Source organism: Actinoplanes siamensis, from assembly GCF_016862395.1.
GTDB classification, from domain to species: Bacteria; Actinomycetota; Actinomycetes; order Mycobacteriales; family Micromonosporaceae; genus Actinoplanes; species Actinoplanes siamensis.
In genome coordinates, this window is the sequence record NZ_BOMW01000032.1 from 105065 (window position 1) to 125919 (window position 20855).

Below are 20855 nucleotides of genomic sequence, written 5' to 3' on the forward strand. Positions count from 1 at the left end.
GGGAGGGTGACGGGGATGCCGACGCGCTGGCCGGCCGCCCTCTTCGGCGCCTGGATCGTGGTCCTCGGCGTCGCTTACGCGCTCACCCCGCGGGCGCACGGCTGGCTGATCCTGGCCGGCGGCCTGTCCGCGGCGGCCGCTGTCCTGGTCGGCACGTACCGCAGCCAGCCCGACGACCGTCTGCCCTGGTGGCTGCTGGCCGCCGCGACCGGACTCTCCGGCCTGGGCGGCGCGCTCGGCGCCGCCCCGTCGTTCGTCACCGACCTGCTGCCCTGGCTGGATCCGGCCGGCACCGCCCTGCTGCTGCTCTCCTACCCGGTGCTGGCGTTCGCGCTGGCCCGGTTCATCAGGCGGCGGACCGGCTCGGACCGGGACGTGCCCGGTGTGCTGGACGCGCTCATCGTCACCTCCGGCGTGGCGCTGCTGATCTGGACGTTCGTGGTCGGCCCCCGGATGTCGGACGCGACCGTCGGCGGGCTGGAGCAGTTGCTGCCGGTCGCCGACCTGCTCTGCCTCGGCCTGCTGATCCGGCTGGCGCTGGTCCCCGGGCGGCTGGTCGCCTCCGGGTACTGGTTGGGAGCGGGCACCGGCGCGATGCTGGTCGCCGACGTGGCGCGGGCGTCCGGGTACGGCCAGTTCGCTCTCTATGCCACAGCGGCGATGGCGGCGTTGATCCCGTCGATGGCCGAGCTGACCCGACGGTCGGCGGCGCCGGCCGCGGAGACCAGCCGGGGCCGGCTCGCCCTGCTGGCGGTCGCCGCGCTGGCCGCGCCCACCGTGCTGATCGGCAAGATGTTCCAGGACGGCCAGGTGGCCGGCCTGTTCCTGGTGGCCGTGCTGAGCCTGCTGATGTTGATGCTGGTGCTGGCCCGGATGGCCGGGATCATGACGAGCCACCGGCAGGCGGTGACCCGCGAGCGGGCGCTGCGCGAGGCGTCCGCGGCGCTGGTCTCGGCGGCCGACGCGGAGGCTGTCGGTCTGGCGGTCCGCACCACCGTCGCGCAACTGCTGCCCGGCGACGTGCCGCACGGCGTGGTGCTGGCGATCAGCATCGCCCAGGACGAGCCGATGTCGCCGGAGGCCGCCGCGCAGGCGGCGGTGGACCGGGCCACCGGCACCGCGGCCCGGCTGGTGCAGACCCGGGACGTGGACTGGGCGGTCTCGGTCCGGCTCACCCAGTTCGCCGAGACGCTGCGCTGCCCGATGGTGCTGCAGGACCGGCCGACCGGCGACCCGCTGGTCGGGGTGCTGCACGTGGGCGCGCCCGGCTGGGCGTTGCGCGAGCTGCAGCGCTCGGTGGAGGTGCTGGCCGGGCAGGTGGCGCTGGCGCTGGAGCGGATCGCGCTCAGCCACGAGGTGAACCAGCGCAACAGCGAGGCGTACTTCCGGACCCTGATCCTGAACACCGCCGACGTGATCACCATTCTGGACGAGGAGGACCGGATCCGGTACGCCAGCCCGTCCGCGCTCGGCGTCTTCGGCGCCGACCCGACCGGGGTGCGGCTGCCCGACGTGATCCACCCGGGGGACCGGGAGCGGCTGGACGGCGTGCTCGCCGCGGTCCGCGGCGGCGACCTGGGCGAGCAGCAGCTCGACTTCCGCGCGGTGAACGCCCGCGGCACCGACCTGCTGCTCGAGCTGCACTGCCGGGACCTGCGCGCCGACCGCAGCGTGGCCGGCCTGGTGATCACCATGCGGGACGTCACGGAGCGGCGCAAACTCGAGAACGAGCTGATCCACCAGGCGTTCCATGACGCGATGACCGGTCTGGCCAACCGGGTGCTCTTCCACGACCGGCTGGAGCACGCGCTGGCCCGCAGCGCCCGGGACGGCTCGGTGGTCGGCGTGCTCTTCATCGACCTGGACGACTTCAAGATCGTCAACGACACGCTCGGCCACGCGGTCGGCGACCAGCTGCTGATCGAGGTGGCGAACCGGATCGCCGGATCGCTGCGCGCCGACGACACGGCGGCCCGGCTCGGCGGCGACGAGTTCGCCGCGCTGATCGAGAACGTGCGCGACCCGCTGGCGGTGGAGGACACCGCGAACCGGATCCTGACCGCGCTGGCCTCACCGATCGAGACCGACGCCAAGCCGCTGTACGCGATGACCAGCATCGGCATCACCACCACGCTGGAGGCGACAGACGGCGACGAGCTGCTGCGCCAGGCCGACCTCGCGCTCTACGTGGCCAAGGGCGCCGGCAAGAACCAGTGGCGGCGCTACCAGCGGCACCTGCACGACGAGATGGTGGAGCGGCTGGAGCTGCGCTCGGCGCTCGGCCACGCGGTGAGCGAGGGCCGCTTCCTGCTGCACTACCAGCCGATCGTGGATCTGGCCGGCGGTGTCGCGGTGGGCTTCGAGGCGCTGGTCCGCTGGGCCCACCCGAACCGTGGCGTGATCACTCCGGACCAGTTCATCGAGGTGGCCGAGGAGAGCGGGCTGATCGTGCCGATGGGCCGCTGGGTGCTGGAGGAGGCGCTGCGGACGGTCTCCGAGTGGCGCCGGGTCCTGCCGTCCGGGCACGCCCCGTACGTCAGCGTCAACGTCTCGGTGCGGCAGTTCCGCGAGGCCGGCTTCGTGGAGCAGGTGCGCGCCGCGTTGCAGCACACCGGCGTACCACCGCGGGCCCTGATGCTGGAGATCACCGAGACCCTGCTGATGAAGGACGACGAGCAGCGGATCTGGGCGGATCTGAACACGCTGCGCGAGATGGGCATCCGGATCGCCATCGACGACTTCGGCACCGGGTACTCGTCGCTGGGTTACCTGCGGCAGCGCCCGATCGACGTCGTGAAGATCGACAAGACCTTCATCGACGACATGGTGGCCAGCCCGCAGCTGGTCGACGGGATCGTCAGCCTGGCCCGTTCGCTGGGGCTCACCGTGGTGGCCGAGGGGATCGAGGACCCGGCGCACCGCGATCTGCTGGTGCGGATGGGCTGCCCGCTGGGGCAGGGCTTCCTGTTCTCCAGCCCGCTGGGGCCGACCGAGGTGCTGGCCTGGATGACCGGCGCCGCCGTCGCGGTCTGATCAGTACGGGTCACCGGTGCCGGGCAGCCGCCCGCGCAGCAACCCGCCCAGCCGTCCCGGCTGGCTCGCCGCGGCGTCCAGCGGCGGCGAGTCCGGCCGCCCGGCCCGTTCCGCCAGCCCCGCCACCAGCTCACGCAACGCCTCCACGGCGTCCCGCGACGGCCGCCAGCCGAGCTCCGACGCGGCCCGGTCACAGCACATCAGCGGCGCCTTCAACGCGAGCCGCACCCAGCCCCGGTCCACCGGTTGCAGCCGCAGCAGCCAGCTCAGCGCCGCGGCGCCCTCCAGCGCGAACCCCGGGACCGGGACCGGCACCCCGTGGAACGTCCTGGCCAGCACCCCCGGATCGAGAACCGGCCCGGCCGCGATGTTGAACGCTCCGCGCACGTCGGCCCGCAGCACCCGCAGGTACGCGTCGGCCACGTCGTCCGCGTGCACTCCCTGCAGCCGCAGCCGCCGGTTCGCCGGCAGCGCCGGCAGCCAGCCGAACCGCAGCAGCCGCGCCGGCAGCAGCGGCCCGGCGAAGTACCGCCCGATCTCGGTCCCGGCGTCCCGCTGGAAGATCAGTCCCGGTCGCAGCCGGACCACCCGCAACGTCGGATGGTCCGACTCGATCTCGTCGAGCATCCGCTCGGTCAGCGCCTTGTGCCGGCTGTACGACGACTCCGGGACGCCGGTGCGCAGCCAGGTCTCCTTGACGTACGCCCACTTCGGCCCGGGCGCGTAGACCCCGACCGAGGACGCGTGCACCAGCGCGCCCACGCCGGCTCGTAGCGCCGCGCGGAACACCGCGCGGCTGCCCAGCACGTTCGTCCGGTAGAGCCGCCGCGCGTCGTGGCTGGGCTGGATCTGCCAGGCCAGGTTCACCACCGCGTCGGCGCCCTGAAAGATTCCGGTGAGCTGATCCGGGGCGTCGTCGTGGCCCACGTCGACCGAGTGCCACTGGAGGCCGGCGTACGGCCCGGTGTCCTCGGGCAGACGTCGGGCGACCCCGATCGCCTCGATGTCGGGTTCGGTCCGGAGCCGGCGCAGCAGCGCGGTGCCGGCGTTGCCGGTCGCGCCCACGATGACGACACGCATGCCCGCAGCCGTACCCGCCGGTGGGCGATCGAATCACATTTCCGTCACCATTCCGGCGCCGGTCCGCGCCCGGAAGGATCATCGGATTTCGGCCCCTGCCGGGGGCCGGCGCGTTCCGATCGGCGAGGCGGCTCGGGGGCCGGGGCGTTCCGGTTCCGGCTTTCGGCGTTCTGTGATGCCGGTTTCCGGACTTTCGCCGGGTTTGCGTTCGGCTCGGCGGCGGCCGCGACGAAAGGTCGGCCCGGTACCGACCCGGCGTCACTGTTTTCCGCCCGCCGCCGGGCCGCTTTCCACCGGCTCCGCTCGATTTCGTGGTACGGCCCCGGCCCGAGCCCCGGCCCCGATTCCACAGGCGCGCGAACCGAGGCGCCGGCCGGTGGCGAACCGCGTCCCGGTTACGCCCCTGATCTGCGGCGCGGGTCATTCCGGGCCGACGGCGAATGGCCCGGTCACCTGCCGTTTCCGATCTTGCCGGGGTGTCGTGGGGTCCTTATCGGTCGCCGTGCGCCGGGTTGTCCCGCCGTGCTCGAGCGGAATCGCCCCGATTGACTACGGTCATCGCCGGAACGGCCGTACGGTCCAGTTGCAGCCGTCCTGACCAGGCTTTACAGCCAAAACGGCGTCACCGGTGGCCCGGTGACGCCGTTTTTGGAGGACAGTCGATCAGCGCTTGGCGTGGTACGCCTCGACGACGTTGCTGGGGATCCGGCCCCGTTCGGAAACGGGGTAGCCGTTCTTGTTGGCCCACTCGCGAATGGCCTGGTTCTGGTCGCGGCTGGACCGGCTGGTCGCGGCCGGGGCGGTCCGCCGGGCAACGGTCGGAGTGGCGCCGGAACGGCCGAGCCGGGTGGCCGCGGAGAGGAACGGTTCCAGGGCCTTGCGCAGCTTGCCGGCGTTCTTCTCGGACAGGTCGATCGTGTAGTTCACGCCGTCGAGTCCGAATTCGACGGTGCGGTCGGCCTCCCCGCCGTCGAGGTCGTCGGTCAGAAGGGTAATTATCTGCTTGGCCATGTTGTGTTCGCTCCTACAGCGATGTCATTCGGGTGACGGCTGTACGCGAGCGGTGGGGGTGCCGCGATTAGTCGTCGTCGCATTCATTGTGTCGCGCACATGGTGGGTAATGCAAATTGCACGTTCTGGCATGTCGCAATTCCGCTGCGCATCCGCCCGGCAGCGGAGGGTGGTCACCGCTGGCTGGAAACGTCGGCGCGAGCCTCTTTTCGAACTCGTGAATGTGCGGTAACGTCGCAGGTGGGAGCGCTCCCAGCGCTCCGGCCGCCACGCCGGTGGACCATGCGTGCCATCCGCCGGCGCCGCGACAACCCGCACCGTACCGGGCCCGGCCCGGCACCCGCAGTCCCGAGCCGCCTCGTCGCCGATTCTCCGGTGCCGGGGCGGTTCGCCGTTCCACCGCGGGGCGGCGCACGACGGCCCGCCCGATCCCGCCGCAACCCGCCCGATCCCGCGCGGCCCGCCAGTCACGCGGCCTGGCGAGGAACCACCGCGCACCCGGGCACCCCAGTCCGCTGGTCACGCCCGCCCGTCGCGCCACTCCCGGCAGGCGGTCGACCTTACTGCCGCCGGCGCCGGCTAGGGCTGGTGGTGGTCATCCGGGCTGTTCAGCGACGAAAACGCCCAGCCGGGCGTTTTCGGGTCGGGTCGGTGGTGGTCATCCGGGCCGTTCGGGACCATGACGCCCACCCGGGCGCTTTCGGCTGGGCTGGTGGTTAGGTGCCCCCGTGGGCTCGGCGGATGGGAGCGGATCGGGCGTCCCCACCGCGACGTGGCAGGGCCCGGCGACCGCCCCGGACGGCATTGAGCGGATCTCCGGTGCCTCAGAGCAGACGGAGAGCCGCCGGCGCGTGCGCGGGCACCGCCGGCGAACGCGGCGCCACCGGCGTCACCCGCTGGTAGGGCTCGCCGGGAGCGGGCCGCGGATCCGCGTCCCCTTTGTTCGGCCAGAGCGACATGGCGCGCTCCGCCATGGCGGTGATGGTCAACGACGGATTGACCCCGAGGTTCGCCGGGACGGCCGACCCGTCCACCACGTGCAGCCCGGGGTAGCCGAAGACCCGGTGATACGGATCCACCACGCCCGAGGCCGGCGAGTCCCCGATGGTCGCCCCGCCCAGGATGTGCGCCGTCATCGGGATGTTGAACACGTCCCCCACGGTTCCGCCGGGGAACCCGCCGATTCGGTCGGCGATCCGGCGGACGGCCTCGTGCCCCACCGGGATCCAGGTGGGATTCGGCTCCCCGTGCCCGGGGCTGGTCGTCAGCCGTCCGCGCCGGGTTCTGCGTACCGTCAGGGAATTGTCCAGGGTCTGCATCACCAGCGCGATGATGGTTCGCTCGCTCCACCGCCGCACCGAGATCGAGTAGGCGAGCACCATCGGGTGCCGGATGCAGTTGAACAGGAATCTGAGCGGCCGGGGCACCCGCCCGCCGCCGTCCACCAGCAGCGTGGAGAGCAGGCCCATGGCGTTGCTGCCCGGCCCGTAGCGGACCGGCTCGATGTGGGTGTTCGGGTCGGGGTGGAACGACGAGGTGATCGCCACTCCGGTGCTGAACGGCGCGTCCGGCACATCCTTGGTCTCCGCCCCGAGCAGCGCCTCGGAGTTGGTCCTGGTCAGCCAGCCGAGACGTGCCGAGACGGCGGGCAGCACCCCGGTGTCCCGCATGGTGTGCAGCAGCCGTTGCGTGCCCAGCGCCCCGGCGGAGAGGATCACCTGGCGGGCGGTGAACGTGCCGGTGCGGGCCGACACGATCCATCCGTCCCCGTCCGGCCGGATGGCGGTGACCTCGGTGTCCGGGTGCACCGTGGCACCCTTGCTCTCCGCGAGGTACAGGTAGTTGACGTCCAGCCGGTTCTTGGCGCCCACCCGGCAGCCGATCATGCAGTTCCCGCACTCGGTGCAGCCGGTGCGGGCCGGGCCGGCGCCGCCGAAATAGGGATCGGGCACGGTCTTCCCGGGTTCTGCGAAGAAGACCCCGACGGGGGTACGGCGGAACGTCCGGCCGACGCCCATGTCCTCGGCCACCTGCTTGATCACCACGTCCGAGGGCGTCATCGTCGGCTGCTCGGTCACGCCGAGCATCCGGGACGCCTGGTCGTAGTGCGGCGCCAGCTCCCCCGCCCAGTCGGTGATGCCGGCCCAGTGCGGATCCGCGAAGAATGTGGCGGGCGGCTGGTAGAGCGTGTTGGCGTAGACCAGCGAGCCGCCGCCCACCCCGGCCGCGGACAGCACCACGATGTCCTTGAGCAGGGTGATCCGCTGGATGCCGCGCATCCCGAGCTTCGGCGCCCAGAGGAAGTTCCGCAGGTCCCAGGACGTCTTCGGCAGCGTCTCGGGGGTGAAGCGGCGGCCGGCCTCGAGCACGCCGACCCGGTAACCCTTCTCGGTCAGCCGCAGTGCGCTGACGCTGCCGCCGAAGCCGCTGCCCACGATCACGATGTCGTAGTCCGTCATCGCTTCACCTAAGCATTACTCGCCAGTAACCGCTAGGGGCGCCGGTAGATCCTCATGGAGTATCCAACGTGGTCGATCTCGGTGCTGGTGGCGATCAGGCCCCGCAGCCGTACGCCGGCGAGCGCCACCCGCGAGTCGGAGAGCACCAGGAGACCGTGGACCTGGTCGTCCGGCACGGTGTACGGGTCGGACGCGTCGATGCCGTAGTAGGCCGGAACGCCGCTGCCCTTGTAGACCAGCCACACCTGTTCGCCCGGATAGTCCGTCCGGAGCTTGTGCGCCAGCCGGGCCAGGTCCTGACCCCAGTCGACGTTGGAGTCGTGCAGGTTGCGGTGCGTGTTCGCGGTCCCGCCGAAGGCCTCGTTCGAGTACGGCAGATAGTACGGAAACGTCCGCAGCGAGCTGACCGCGACGAACAACGCCAGCACGGCCGCGGTGATCCGCACCCACCGGACCTCGATCAGCGCCACCGTGCCGGCCGCCACCGCCAGGAAGAACGGCAGGAAGATCGCGTACCGCGAGCCGTAGTCGCGCGAGCCGGTCATCGCGACGACCAGCAGCACAGCGGAGACCGGCAGCAGGTAGAGCGCGGCCGCCCGCAGCCGCGGCAGGAAGATCATGGTGAGCGCGCCGGCCGCCCAGAGCGCCAGCGCCCCCAGCGGAGTCTTGATCAGCATGGCGGCCGGCAGATAGAACCACAGGTTGCCCCGGTAGCCGTGCCCGAGCAGGAACCCGTTGTACGCCTTTTGCTCCAGCTGTAACTGCTTCAACAGCCCGTCCCGGTACGCCTGCGGGAACGGCAGCCAGTCCACGGCCAGCCCGGTCAGCCCGCCGGGATGCGGCAGGTCCGGCGGCGGCGTCCAGCGCAGGTGCGGATCGACGGCCAGATACACCACCCAGACCACCGCCACCGCGATCAGTCCGGTTCCGATCAGCGCTCCGGCGGCCGCCGGAAGCCGTCGCCTGGTGGCGGAGACCCACATCGACAGCGCGGCGAGCAGCACCAGCAGGGGCACGGCCGGAAGTGTGCTCGCCCGGGTGGCCAGTGCCGCCCCGAGCGCGACCCCGGCCAGCGGCAGGTAGCGATACGGCCGCTCCCGTCCCCGCCAGGCCAGCCAGAACGCGGTGAGCAGCATCCCGGCGGCCGGAACGTCCAGGGTGGCCAGCGATCCGTGCGCGATCACGTCCGGCGAGAACGCGTAGAGCGCCAGCGCCAGCAGCCCGCCGGCCGGTCCGGCCAGGTCCCGCGCGAACGCCAGCACCACCAGCCCGAACAGCAGCGTCAGCAGGATCATCGGCAGCCGTGCCGCGAGCAGCAGGCGGAACGGGTTGTTCCCGCTCTCGTAGAGCAGGTGCCGCCCGAGCGCCGTCTGGCTCCCCGGATACGCCGGGTCGAGCTCCCGCACGTCCTCGAAGGCCAGCCCGGCCGCCATGATCAGCTTGCCGAGCGGCGGGTGCTCCGGGTTGAACCGCAGGCTGTGCTGCTGGGTGTAGACCTCGGCGGTGGCCAGGTAGACCGGCTCGTCGATGGTCGGCGTCTGCTGCACCGCAGTGGTGACCATGGCGAACGCCATCTGCCCCAGCATCACGACGACAGCGAGCAGGTAGACCAGGCGTCGTCGCGGCATCGGGCAAAGATAGCCCGCGGTCAGCCGGTGAACTCGCCCGGCGGAGCCGCGGCCGGATCGGCGTGCTTCTCCGCCTCGGCGGCCCGCAGCTCGACCCGCCGGATCTTGCCGGAGATCGTCCTGGGCAGGTCGGTGAACTCCAGGCGGCGGATCCGGGCGTACGGCGGCATGTGCTCGCGGGCATGCGCGAAGATCGCCGCCGCGGTCGTCTCGTCCGCCGCCCACCCGTCGGCGAGCAGCACGTACGCCTTCGGCACGGCGAGCCGGACCGGGTCGGGTGAGGGCACCACCGCGGCCTCCACCACCGCCTCGTGCTCGATCAGCACACTCTCCAGCTCGAACGGCGAGATCCGGTAGTCGGACGCCTTGAACACGTCGTCGGTCCGCCCCACGTACGTGATGTAGCCGTCCTGGTCCCGCGCCGCCACGTCCCCGGTGTGGTAATAGCCGCCGGTCATCCGCTCGACGGTGAGCTCGGGGTCGCCGTGGTAGCCGGCCATCAGCCCCACCGGTCGCGGGTCCATCGCCACGCAGATCTCGCCCTCGCTCGCCTCCCGCCCGGTCACCGGGTCGAGCAGCGCGATCCGGAACCCGGGCGCCGGCCGGCCCATCGACCCGGCCTTGACCGGCTGCCCGGGGGAGTTGGCGATCTGCACGGACGTCTCGGTCTGCCCGAACCCGTCCCGGACCGTCACTCCCCACTTCGCCGCGACCTGCTCGATCACCTCGGGGTTGAGCGGTTCGCCGGCGCCCACCGCGATCCGCGGGGGCGTCGTCAGCTCGGTCAGGTCGGCCTGGATCAGCATCCGCCACACCGTGGGCGGCGCGCAGAAGCTGGTCACCCCGCAGCGCTGCATCTCGGCCATCAGCCGCCGGGCGTCGAACCGGGTGTAGTTGAAGATGAACACGCAGGCCTGCGCGTTCCACGGGGCGAAGATGTTGCTCCAGGCGTGTTTGGCCCAGCCCGGCGACGAGATGTTCAGGTGCACGTCGCCCGGGCGCAGGCCGATCCAGTACATCGTGGAGAGGTGCCCCACCGGGTACGACACGTGGGTGTGCTCGACCAGCTTGGGCTGGGCCGTGGTGCCGGAGGTGAAGTAGAGCAGCAGCGTGTCCCCGGCCCGGGTCTCGCCGTCCGGGGTGAACTCGGCACTTGCCCGGCCGGCCGAGCGGTAGTCGAGCCAGCCATCGGCCGGCCCCACCGCGATCCGGGTGACCCCCGGGTCGGCCTGGACGAACTTGCCGGCCGCCGAGGCCATCGCGATCACGTGCCGGGCGCCGCCCCGGGCCACCCGGGCCGCCGTGTCGGCCGGGCCGAGCAGCGGGGTGGCCGGGATCAGCACGGCGCCCAGCTTGATCCCGGCGAGCACGGTCTCCCAGAGCTCCACCTGGTTGCCGAGCATCACCACGATCCGGTCGCCGCGCCGCACGCCCTGCTCGCGCAGCCAGTTCGCCACCCGGTTGGAGCGCTCGGACATCTCGGCGAACGAGACGCGCTGCTCGCTGCCGTCCTCCTCGACGATCCAGAGCGCCGGCTGGTCGTTGCCCGCGGCGATCACGTCGAACCAGTCGAGGGCCCAGTTGAACCGGTCCGGCCGGGGCCAGGCGAAACCGTCGTACGCGGCGGGGTAGTCCTCGCGGTGGGCGAGCAGGAAGTCGCGCGCCCGCCGGAATGCGGCGGTCGCCTCGGTCTCGGCCATGTCTCTCCTCCCAGCGGGACAGGCCCCGGGCCGGGGTTCTCCGGAACACGGCCTGGTGACCTGGTCAGTCTGCCCCGCGCAGACCGCCCCCGCCAGCAGGTAGCAGCACTTGCCGCCGGGCGGCGGCGAGCCGGGCCGGGTGGGCCTTGGTCGTCCGGTACAGCTTGACGATCACGAGGAGTTCGAAGAGCAGCAGCGCCGCGCCCGCGAAGATCGTCACCGGGAAGATCAGTCCGGTCAGCGGGCCGATGATGTAGACGAACATCTCGTACTCGATGCCGCTGAACAGGTGGGTCCGGATCCGGTTGCGCCGCAGCCAGGCGCCGGCCCGGCGCCGCAGCGGGCGTGGGCCCCGGCCGGGCCCGGCGGGCGCCGGCGCGAGCGGGTCCGGGGTGGTCAGCGACTCCAGCTCGTCGGTCATCCCGCGGCGGACCTTGGACACCTGGCTGCCGTTGAGATACCGGATCAGGTCCAGGAAGATCGCGACGGCCATCAACCAGAGGTACGACACGTCGCCGTCGCGCAGGTACTGCCCGCCGAACAGGGTCAGCGCGCAGAAGAACACCCGCACCCGGTCGAGCACGAAGTCCAGCCATTGGCCGAAGACCGTGCCGGTCCCGTTCAGCCGGGCGATCTTCCCGTCCATGCAGTCGACCACGAAACTCAGGTGGAACAGGACCGCGCCGAGGACCAGGGCGCCCCGGGCGAAGGCGACCATCGCCCCGGCCCCGACGGCTGTCGCGACAAGCGTCAGCGCATTGGGGGTGATCCATCGGTACGGAGCCACGAGGCGCACCAGCCGGGACGCCAGCGGGTCGACCAGGAGCACGGTCCACCAGGCGTCGATCGGCTTGTAGGTGCGCTCCCGGATCTCCTGCAGGGACACTCTCAGTGGCGGCACGTTAAACCTTAAAGTCCAGTAAATACCATTTGTCCACCTGGTGTCTTCACGTTCCCCACCAGAGGTGACAATCAACCAGAATACCGGCGATACGCCGCCGTTCCCCCGGACGAGGGACGGGACCGTGCCTCGCCTCGCCTCGCGCTCGCGCGACCCGCGCGAGGGGCCTTCAGTGCTCGCGCAGCCCGAGCCGGGCGTGCAGGGCCCGCAGCGGCCGCGGCGCCCACCAGTTCCACCGGCCGGCCAGCCGCATGAACGCCGGCACCAGCACCGGCCGGACCAGCAGCGCGTCCAGGATGATGGCCAGGCTGGCGCAGAGGCCGAAGAACTGGATCAGCGACACCCCGGAGGTGAGCATCGCCAGGAACGACACCGAGAGGATGCCGGCCGCCGCGCTGATCACGCGGACGCTGCGCGACATGCCCTCGACCACCGCGGTGCGCAGGTCGGCGCCCTGCTCGTGGCGCTCGATCACCCGGGACAGCACGAACACCTCGTAGTCCATGGACAGCCCGAACGCGACACAGAACAGCAGCACCGGGATGGCCACCGCGAGCGGCGTCCCGGTCTGGCCGAGCACCTCGGAGAGATGGCCGTCCTGGAAGACCCAGACCGCCACGCCGAACACCGCGCTCATCGTCAGCGTGTTCAGCAGCAGCGCCTTGAGCGGCAGCAGCACGCTGCCGGTGAGCAGGAAGAGCAGCAGGAACGTGGTCACCGCGATCAGGATCCCGGCGACCGGCAGTCGCGCGCCGATCGAGCCGGTGATGTCCACCAGCTGCGCGGGCGGCCCGGTGACCAGCACCGGGACCTCGGCCGGCACCGGCACGGCACGGACCGCGCGGGCCAGCGCGGCGCCCTCGTCCGAGTACGGCTCCACGCCGCTGACCACCGAGAACCAGGTCGTCTCGCGGTTGACGAAACGCGGGTCGGGCCGGCCCGGGGCCACCACGATCACCCCGTGCCGGTAGGTGCCCACCATGCTGTCCACCCGGGTCACCCCGGGCACCTCGGAGAGCCGCGCGGCGTAGTCGGCGACCCGGATCCGCGCGTCCGTCCCGGCGCCCCAGTGCTCGGCGACCACCACTGTCGCCCCGCTCCCGGTGTCCGAGAACCGGGTCCGCAGGGTCTCCGCGACGACCCGGCTCTCCGCCGTCCCGGGCAGCACCCGGTCGTCGGCCAGCCCGAAGCGGACATGGGCCAGCGGCACGGCGAGCAACGCCAAGATCAAGATCACCGGAGCGGCGGTACGGACCGGACGGCGCAACACGAACGCCGCGAGCCGTGCCCAGAACGTCGAGTCGGCCCGCGGCTGCCACAGCGACCACTTGTCGATCCGGTGCCCGAGCAGCGCCAGCAGCGCCGGCAGCACCAGCATCGCGGCGCCCACCGTGGTCACCACCACGGCGATGCCGGCGAAGGCGAAGGAGCGCAGGAAGTACTGCGGGAACACCAGCAGGCTGCACAGCGCCACGGCCACGGTCGCCGCGCTGAACGCGATGGTGCGCCCGGCCGTGCGCATGGTGTTGCCCAGCGCCGTGGCCAGGTCCGCTTCGAGCCGCCGCTCCTCGCGGTACCGGGAGACGAACAGCAGGCTGTAGTCCACCGCCAGGCCCAGGCCCAGCGCGGTGGCCATGTTGACCGAGAAGACCGACACGTCGGTGATCGCGGCCAGCAGCCGCAGCGTGCCCAGCGTGCCGACGATCGAGAAGATCCCGATCAGCAGCGGCGCTCCGGCCGCCCCGACCGTGCCGAAGACCAGCAGCAACAGCACCAGTGTGATCGGGATGGCGATCGACTCGGCGGTGGCCAGGTCCCTGGTGACCTGGTCGTTGATGTCGTTGTTGATCTGAGTGAAGCCGCCGAAGGAGACCCGGACCGGCCCCTGCGCCACCGCGAGCTCATCGTGCAGCGTGGCGACCCGCCCCGCGCTGGTGTTCTCGTCGCCGTCCACGTGGACCAGCACCAGGCCCGCGTCCCGGGACCGGCTGGCCAGCTGCGGCACCCGGCCGGTCCAGTACGACCCGGCCACCGTCACCGCGTGGTCGCCCGCCAGCCGGTCGGTGATCTGCCGTGCGACCGCGGTGATGTCCGGGTCGTCGACGCTGCCGCCGGGCTTGGAGATCAGCACGACCAGATTCGGGTCGGCGGCCCGGAAACGCTCGGCGAGGACCTGCCGGCCGCGTACCGAATCGGAGGCCGGATCGTCGAAACCCCCGGTCTTGAGCGCGCCGACCAGGCCGCCGCTGAAGGCCACCGCGAGCGCGGCCAGCAGCAGGGCGACGAGCAGGACGAGCTTGGGGCGGCGGGCGACGAACCGGACCACCGGTCCGGGGGCGGCGAACTGGTCGCCGTCCCCGGACCGGGGGCGGGTGGGTGTCGATGAGGTCATGGAGGCGGTTTCTCTCAGGCGGGCTGCGGCACGCGGGCCGGGTCCAGGTTCCGGGCCAGCAGGTCCACGGTCGTCTCGATGTCCTCGACGGTGTGCTCGGCGGTGATGAAGAACCGCAGCCGGGCCAGCCGCTCCTTCACCGCCGGGTACATGATCGGGTTGACGCTGATCCCGTTCTTGAACAGCGTGTCGGCCAGCTTCAGCGCCTGCACCGAGTCGCCGGTGATGCACGGGATGACAGGCGTGCCGGCGCTCGGCCCGGTGTCGATCCCGGCCCGCTTGGCCAGGCGCAGGAAGGTTGCCGCCCGGTCGTGCAGCACCTTGAGCCGCTGCGGCTCCTCACGGATGATGTGCAGCGCGGCCAGCGCGGCGGCCGCGTTCGGCGGGCTCATGCCGGCGCTGAAGATGAAGCCCGGCATGGTGTAGCGCAGGTACTCGATCAGCTCGCGTCGGCCGGCGAGGTAGCCGCCGCAGCTGGCCAGCGACTTGGACAGGGTGCCCATCCAGATGTCCACGTCGCCGCGGTCCACCCCGAAGTGCTCGCCGACGCCGCCGCCGCGGGCGCCGAGCACTCCGATGCTGTGCGCCTCGTCCACCATCAGCAGCGCGCCGTGCTTCTTCTTCAGCGCGATCAGCGCCGGCAGGTCGCAGATGTCGCCGTCCATGCTGTAGACGCCCTCGACGATGATCAGCACCCGCCGGTAGCGGTCGCGGATCCGGGTCAGCAGCGCGTCCAGAGCGGCCAGGTCCTGGTGCGGGAACGGCTGGCGGTTGGCCCCGGAGAGGCGGCAGCCCTGCAGGATGCTGTCGTGCGCGAGCGCGTCGTGCACGATCAGGTCTTCCGGGCCGACCATGTGGCCGATGACCCCGACGTTCGTGGAGTGCCCGCCGAGCAACGAGATCGCGTCCTCGGCGCCGACCAGGGCGGCCAGGCTGCGGTCCAGCTCGTCGTGCAGGGCCCGGTTGCCGGACAGGATGCGGGCGGCGGAGACCGAGGAACCGTACCGCTCGACCGCCTCCTTCACCGCGTAGTTCACCATCGGGTGCCCGGACAGACCCAGGTAGTTGTAGCTGGAGAAGGAGATGATCTGGCGGCCCTGCACCGAGGTCCGGCTGTTGATCACGCTGTCGTGGACGATGTAGTACGGGTTCGCCACCTTGACCCGCTCCAGGATGTCGCCGCGCGCCTCGAACTGCACGATCTCCGGCAGCTTGGTGACGTCGGCGACCTCGGGCCGGCGGGCGTCGTCCCGTGGGACCAGGGCCTGCTGGGCCTCGGGAACGGAGGCCGGAGCGGCCGGCGCCGGGGCCGCCTCGGCCACCGGGGTGCCGCCGCCCAGCGACTGCGTCAGCAACTGCACCAGCTCCCGGACGGTGGCGACGCCGAACACCTGCTCGGGCGCCAGGTCGAGATCCGGCCAGCGGCGCTTGGCCGCCGCGATCAGCTCGGCCGTCATGATCGAGTCGAAGCCCAGATCGGCCGCGAACGTCTGCTCCGGCCGGACCATGTCCGCCGGATAGGCGCTGATCTTGCCGACCATCGCGGCCACCTCCGCGGCGACCTCGGCGTACAGCTGGTTGCTCTCGGTCTTCTCCGGAGCCGGCTTCTGCGCCGGCACCGAGACGCGGACCGCGGGCGGCGCGGCGTTCTCCGGCTTCGCCGCGGCCGGGGCCGGCGCCGGCGGAGCCGCCGGGAGGGCCGGGGCCGGCACCAGGTCGGCCGGGTCGGCGCCGATGCCACGCAGGACCGCTAGCTGCTCCCGCAGCAGGGAGATGACGTCGTTCACGGGATTCTGTTCTCCGTTACTGATCGCGGCCGCCGGCAGCGCCGCGCGCGCCGGGGCTTCGGGGGGACGGGGGTGACTGTCGTCAGTTGTGCGGATGAATCGGGCCGGTGTGGCGCCCGGTGCGGTTCGCCGGATCGAGTAGTGCTGCGTGGCCAGCGGCGACGGCGGCAGCGTGACCAGCGGGATGCTCAGCCCCTCGAACAGCGGCGTGAGGTCCACCGGCACGCCCGCCACGGCAAGTCGGCCCAGGCCCTCCAGCAGGGCGTACCCGTCATCCGGCTGGGACGGCATCAGCGCGATCGAGTCCAGGCCGCGCGCCGCCGGGGTCTGCGCGGTCATGCCCAGCAGCGCGTCCCCGGCCGAGACCTGGACCAGGATCTTCGCGCCCTCGGCCACCGCCGTGTCCACCGCCTCGCGGAACAGCACCGGCGCCGAGCCCTGCCGGCCCCAGAGGGCGCGCAGCGACTCCGGGTCGGCCGTGGCCGCCGGGTCCACGCTGGAGACGAAAGTACGGATCGGCTTGCGCACCGGCAGGCGCGCGACGTGCGCGGCCACCCGGGAGTCGACCTCTGCCATCAGCGGCGAGTGGAAGGCGTGCGAGACGCGCAGCGGCACCACCGGGACCTCCCGTTCCCGGCAGCGGTCCACCAGCCGGCCGACCGCGTCCCGGTGCCCGCTGGCGACGATCTGGGACGGGTGGTTGTAGCAACCCGCCCAGACCCCCTCGATGCCGGCGCACAGCTGCTCGAACCCGGCCGCGTCGATCCGGACCGCGGCCATCGTGCCGGGCGGCGGCTCCAGGCCCGCGGTCACCGCGGCGCCGCGCTCGATCAGGAACTCGATGCCGTCGTCCGGGGTCAGCGCCCCGGCGGCGACCGCCGCGGCCAGCTCGCCGACGCTGTGCCCGAGCGTGATCGCCGGGGTCACCCCGAGGTCGGCGAGCAGCTGGGTCATCCCGATCCCGGCCACGCCGAGGCCGGGCTGGCAGATCCGGGTCGCGCTGACCCGCTCCTCGTCACCCGGCCCGGGCGTGTCGCAGAGCAGGTCGGTGACCGGCTCGCCGGTGCGCTCGTCGACCTGGTCGGCCAGCGGGCGGACGTGCTCGGCCAGCGCCGGGAACCGGGCGACCAGGTCACGCAGCACGCCGGGGCGCAGCGAGCCCTGGCCGGGGTAGAGGAAGGCCAGGGAGCGCTGCTCCGGCGCCAGCGGGGCGGTGCTGGCGTACACCCCGGGGGCCAGGCGCCCGGTGGCGTCGCCGGCCAGCTCGCGGGCCGCGGCGGCGAGGCGCTCGGCCAGCTCCTCCCGGGTCCGGCACATCACCGCCAGCCGGGCGCCGAGCAGGGTGCGGCTGGCCATCGTGCGGGCCACCGCCGCAGGCGTCAACTCCGGGTCGGCCCGGATCAGACCCGACAACCTCCGGGCGTACGACGTGAGCAGGTCCCCGTCGTCGGCGGAGAGCAGCACCACCCACGGGCGGTCCGCCTCGTCCCCGTCGTCCTCCGGTTCGGGCGCCTCGCTCAGCACGGCGTGCACGTTGGTGCCGCCGAAGCCGAACGAGCTGACGCCCGCCCGCCGCCTGTCGTCGGCCGGATGCGCCCAGGCCCGCGGCTCGGTGGCGATCGCCAGCCCGGCCTCGGCCAGGGGCAGCTCGGCGTGCGGGTCCATGGCCGCCGGCTGCGGCGGGACGACCCGGTGGTGCAGGGCCAGCGCGGTGCGCAGCACGCCCGCGGCGCCGGCCGCCGGCAGCGTGTGCCCGATGGTGGCCTTGCCCGAGGACAGGTAGCAGGGCCGGTCCGCGGACTTGGCGCGCAGCCGGCGGATCGCCTCGACCTCCACCTTGTCGCCGACCGTGGTGCCGGTGCCGTGCGCCTCCAGGAAGTCGATCGCGCCCGGCTCCACCCGCGCGTCCCGGTAGGCGGCGCGCATCGCCGCCTCCTGGCCCTCCGCCTTCGGGGTCATCGGGCCGGCGCCCTTGCCGTCGTTGGCGGTGCCGATGCCGTTGAGCACCGCGTAGATGCGGTCCCCGGCCTCCAGCGCGTCGTCCAGCGGCCGGAGCACGGCCAGCGACCCGCCCTCGCCGAGGACGAAGCCGTCAGCCCGGGTGTCGAACGGGCGGCACACCCCGGCCGGCGACAGCGCGCCCACCCGGGAGAAGCCGACGAGCGCGTTCGGGGTGAGGTTCAGGAACACGCCGCCGACCAGGGCCGCGTTGCACGAGCCGGTGCGCAGATGGTTGACCGCCTCGTGCATGGCCACCAGCGCGGACGAGCACGCCGCGTCCACGGCGAACGACGGCCCGCCGAGGTCGAGCAGCTCGCTGACGGTGGCCGGGGCCATGTTCAGCAGCGAGCCGGCCATCGAGAACGACTGCGGCGGGTCGATCGCCGCCTTCGCCGCCTCGGCGATCGCCTTGAGCAGCTCCGGGTCGTTCGCGTTGGGCGACAGCGACCCGTCGGCGAGCAGGCTGGCGGTCAGCCGGGCGCCGGTCATGTCCTTGTAGTCGGCGGTGCTCAGCCCGACGAAGACCCCGGTGGTCGCCCGGTCGAACGGGCGTCGCTCCCAGCCCGCGTCCTGGACCGCTTCCCGGGCCAGGTCGACGAGGAGCCGGTGCTGCGGATCCATGGCCTTGGCGCGCCGCGGCGGGATGCGGTGGTGCAGGGCGGCGAACCTCTCGACCTCGTCAAGAAAGGCCACCCGGTCGGTGTACGTCGAATGATGGTCACGAAAATTCGTCGAATAGAAAGTTTCGTGATTCCAGCGCGCCGGCGGTACGGGGCGGAATTGATGAGCGGCGGTCAGTGAGTTCGCCCAGAACTCGACCACGTCGCGCGCCCCCGGAAAACGGCAGGATAGGCCGACGATGGCAATGTCCAATGATGTTCCCCATGCTTGCGTGCCTGAAGGTCCGCCGGAAAGCGGCCAGGAAAGCGCGGGACAAGCCGATGGATGATCGTCGGCGATGCGCTTCGTGAGCACACGCTAACGCACGACGCCCAGATTGCACGGAAGGCGCCTCGGCGTTTTCACGGGACCTGTTGCAGGTTCTTGTCAAAAGTTAGAACAGTGCCATGCCAACATGTGTGATCTTTTTGTTCGGGTCACTCGTCAGTGGTACCCCCGTGTCGCGATCCGGGCTTCGGCGCGTTGTTCCGGTGCAGGCCGGGACGGGGGTACGTCACCCGCGCGTGTGTCGATTTGGGAAATTAGCCCGGTTCGCCTAGTTTTGTGCGCCATGAAGCACGCAACCATGCGGTGGCTGGCCGCAGCCGTGGCGCTGGCCGGCATCGCCTCCGCCAGCCCCGCCCAGGCAGCCCCGTCGGATCCCCCCTTCGGTCCCATTCGGATGAACGCGACCGCCTACTACGGAACGCTCGACGTCATCGCTCGCGAGACGCTCGGGCTCAAGGCCCAATTCACCACCTGGGACGGTCACCCGGTGGCCGGCCTGCCGATCCAGTTCACCACCACGGGTGAGCGCTTCCCGCTCTGTGAGGCGACCACCGACTTCGGCGGCTGGGCCGAGTGCAAGAACGGGCCCGTCCCGCCGCCCGTCTCGCTGGCGAACCTGCTGGTCAACGGCTACGACGCGGTCTGGCAGGGCAACCGGCGGTTCGCGCCGGTGAGTGCGCACAACAACATCGGTATCGGCTGACCGCTGCCGGACCCGGGACGCGGCGGACCGCGTACCGGTGAATCGGGAAATGCGGCCGTGAGGTGCGTGCTCACCTGGTGGCGCACCCGCGGCCGCCCCCGGATCCCCGCTCCCGGCGGGGCTCAGCCGCCGGCCCGTCCGGCGCGCAGGTCGGCGCCGACGTCGTGCAGGTGGCGCAGCGCCTGCCGGTACGACTCGACGAGTCCGGTCATCTCATAGGGCACCCCGATCTCCGCGCAGTAGTCCCGCACCAGGGGCTGGGCCTTGCGCAGGTTGGGCGTCGGCATCGCGGGGAACAGGTGATGCTCGATCTGGTAGTTCAACCCGCCCAGGGCCACGTCGGTCAGCCAGCCGCCGCGGACGTTCCGTGAGGTCAGCACCTGCTTGCGGAAGAAGTCCTCGGTGCCGTCCGGATGCGGCATCCCCTTGTGGTTGGGCGCGAAGGTCAGACCCAGATAGACCCCGAACAGCGCCTGGTGCACGACCAGGAACGCCAGCGCCTGCGCCGGGGTGAGCACCAGCAGCAGGGCCGCGGCGTAACCGGCGAAGTGCGCGCCGAGCAGCGCCCACTCCGCGCGGCGCCGCTTCACCGTCTTGTCCAGCAGGGCCCGGACGCTGTCCCGCTTCAACGAGATCCCGAGCAGGGTGAGCAGCGGGAAGAAGAGCCACGCCTGATGCCTGGCCAGGAAGCCCTTGCCGGCCGCCGCCTCCCGGGACCAGACCAGCACGCCCGGCCCGACGTCCGGGTCCAGGTCGTCGTGGTTCGGGTTGGCGTGGTGCTTGGTGTGCTTGTCCATCCAGTATCCGTAGGACATCCCGATCGCCAGGTTGCCGGCCAGCAGGCCGGCTCGGGCGCTCGGCGCGTTGGTGCGGAACACCTGCCGGTGCGCGAGGTCGTGCGCGACCAGCGCCACCTGGGCGTTGACCACGGCCAGGAAGACCGCCACGGCCAGCGTCCACCAGGACGCGCCGACCAGGAGGAACGCCGCCCACCCGGCGATCAGGGCGAGCGTCACCAGGCTCAGGCGCACGGCGTAGTGGCCGGGACGGCGGCGCATCAGGCCGGCCGCGTTGATCCGGCGGTTGAGTTCGGCGAAGTCGCTTCCGGCGGCCCGCGGCCGCTCCGTCGTGGTGGTCATGTCTCTCCACCCAACCGGAGCGATCCGCCGCCGTCAGGAGTGCAGACCCCCCGGTGCGGGGGTAGTGCTGGCA

At 72.0% G+C, this 20855-nt stretch carries 11 protein-coding genes; 2 read left to right on the plus strand and 9 right to left on the minus strand.

Going from position 1 to position 20855, the window contains the following annotated elements; genetic code table 11:
• Positions 1 to 15: 15 nt before the first annotated feature.
• Complete coding sequence (locus Asi03nite_RS17325; protein WP_203680950.1) at positions 16 to 3033, plus strand: putative bifunctional diguanylate cyclase/phosphodiesterase; 3018 nt, start codon at positions 16 to 18, stop codon at positions 3031 to 3033.
• Here the strand turns inward: Asi03nite_RS17325 and Asi03nite_RS17330 are convergent, their stop codons facing one another.
• The 8 genes from Asi03nite_RS17330 to Asi03nite_RS38540 all read right to left on the minus strand — a co-directional run bounded on the left by Asi03nite_RS17330 (position 3034) and on the right by Asi03nite_RS38540 (position 18814).
• The gene (locus Asi03nite_RS17330; protein WP_203680952.1) at positions 3034 to 4113 is read right to left on the minus strand and encodes an NAD-dependent epimerase/dehydratase family protein; all 1080 of its coding nucleotides are present in this window, start codon (positions 4111 to 4113) and stop codon (positions 3034 to 3036) included. It abuts the gene before it with no gap.
• Between the two features lie 663 nt (positions 4114 to 4776).
• Positions 4777 to 5124: a histone-like nucleoid-structuring protein Lsr2 gene (locus Asi03nite_RS17335; protein ID WP_203680954.1), complete on the minus strand. Its 348-nt coding sequence runs from the start codon at positions 5122 to 5124 to the stop codon at positions 4777 to 4779.
• Positions 5125 to 5948: 824 nt separating this feature from the next.
• Positions 5949 to 7583: a GMC oxidoreductase gene (locus tag Asi03nite_RS17340; protein WP_203680956.1), complete on the minus strand. Its 1635-nt coding sequence runs from the start codon at positions 7581 to 7583 to the stop codon at positions 5949 to 5951.
• A 32-nt stretch (positions 7584 to 7615) separates the two neighbouring features.
• Positions 7616 to 9211, minus strand: coding sequence for an ArnT family glycosyltransferase (locus Asi03nite_RS17345; RefSeq protein ID WP_203680957.1), 1596 nt, complete (start codon positions 9209 to 9211; stop codon positions 7616 to 7618).
• Positions 9212 to 9231: 20 nt separating this feature from the next.
• Positions 9232 to 10911, minus strand: coding sequence for an AMP-binding protein (locus Asi03nite_RS17350; protein WP_203680958.1), 1680 nt, complete (start codon positions 10909 to 10911; stop codon positions 9232 to 9234).
• A gap of 64 nt (positions 10912 to 10975) precedes the next feature.
• Positions 10976 to 11812 carry a CDP-alcohol phosphatidyltransferase family protein gene (locus Asi03nite_RS17355; RefSeq protein ID WP_239102749.1) on the minus strand — a complete coding sequence of 279 codons (837 nt, stop codon included), beginning with the start codon at positions 11810 to 11812 and terminating at the stop codon, positions 10976 to 10978.
• 169 nt (positions 11813 to 11981) lie between these two features.
• Complete coding sequence (locus Asi03nite_RS17360) at positions 11982 to 14204, minus strand: MMPL family transporter (RefSeq protein ID WP_203680959.1); 2223 nt, start codon at positions 14202 to 14204, stop codon at positions 11982 to 11984.
• A 14-nt stretch (positions 14205 to 14218) separates the two neighbouring features.
• Positions 14219 to 18814, minus strand: a complete 4596-nt coding sequence (locus tag Asi03nite_RS38540) for an aminotransferase class I/II-fold pyridoxal phosphate-dependent enzyme (protein ID WP_373872128.1) — start codon at positions 18812 to 18814, stop codon at positions 14219 to 14221.
• 409 nt (positions 18815 to 19223) lie between these two features.
• Between Asi03nite_RS38540 and Asi03nite_RS17370 the strand changes: the two genes are divergently transcribed.
• The gene (locus tag Asi03nite_RS17370; RefSeq protein WP_203680960.1) at positions 19224 to 19643 is read left to right on the plus strand and encodes a hypothetical protein; all 420 of its coding nucleotides are present in this window, start codon (positions 19224 to 19226) and stop codon (positions 19641 to 19643) included.
• A 122-nt stretch (positions 19644 to 19765) separates the two neighbouring features.
• Here the strand turns inward: Asi03nite_RS17370 and Asi03nite_RS17375 are convergent, their stop codons facing one another.
• Positions 19766 to 20782 (minus strand): fatty acid desaturase family protein, encoded by a 1017-nt coding sequence (locus Asi03nite_RS17375; RefSeq protein WP_203680961.1) that lies wholly within the window; start codon positions 20780 to 20782, stop codon positions 19766 to 19768.
• Positions 20783 to 20855: the final 73 nt, after the last annotated feature.